This is a genomic window from Actinomadura sp. 3N407, from assembly GCF_052245875.1.
GTDB lineage: Bacteria > Actinomycetota > Actinomycetes > Streptosporangiales > Streptosporangiaceae > Spirillospora.
Genome location: NZ_JBQQBP010000087.1, coordinates 1 through 650, shown reverse-complemented (window position 1 = coordinate 650; position 650 = coordinate 1). Strand labels below are relative to the sequence as shown.

Here is a 650-nt window from a genome sequence, read left to right as displayed (position 1 = left end):
CCCGAAAGCGGCACCACACAAGCCGGAGAGGAAGACGCGCTGCCCGTGGCAGCCAACAGCAACGTGGTGTCGATGCCCAAGCGCGCCCGCACCGCCGATGAGCCGGACGAACTGGCCAAGCTACTGGCCGAGCTGCGCGCACTGCAAGGCGAAACCCCGATGGTGCCGCTGCAAGTGGATGGCCACGTGGTGTCGGAAATCGTCTCCGCGTGGACCGGCATTCCGCTCGGCCGCATGGTCAAGGACGAACTGCGCACGGTGTTGAACCTCAAGCCGTTGCTGGCCGCCCGCGTGATCGGTCAGAACCACGCGCTGGATGCCATCGCACAGCGCGTGCGCACCGCCACCGCCAACCTGGAAGACCCGAACAAGCCGCGCGGCGTGTTCCTCTTTGCCGGCCCGTCAGGTGTGGGCAAGACCGAAACGGCGCTGGCGCTGGCCGACATCCTCTACGGTGGCGAGCGCAAGCTCATCACCATCAACATGAGCGAGTACCAGGAGGCACATAGCGTGTCGGGCCTCAAGGGCTCGCCCCCGGGCTACGTTGGCTACGGCGAGGGCGGTGTGCTGACCGAGTCCGTGCGCCGCAACCCGTACAGCGTGGTGCTGCTGGATGAAGTGGAGAAGGCCCACCCCGATGTGTTGGAGAT

At 66.3% G+C, this 650-nt stretch carries 1 protein-coding gene; it reads left to right on the top strand.

Features of this window, described 5'->3' with window-relative positions:
• A partial coding sequence (locus ACTWPP_RS45045; protein ID WP_443110627.1) for an AAA family ATPase occupies window positions 1–650 on the top strand: 650 nt, incomplete at both ends.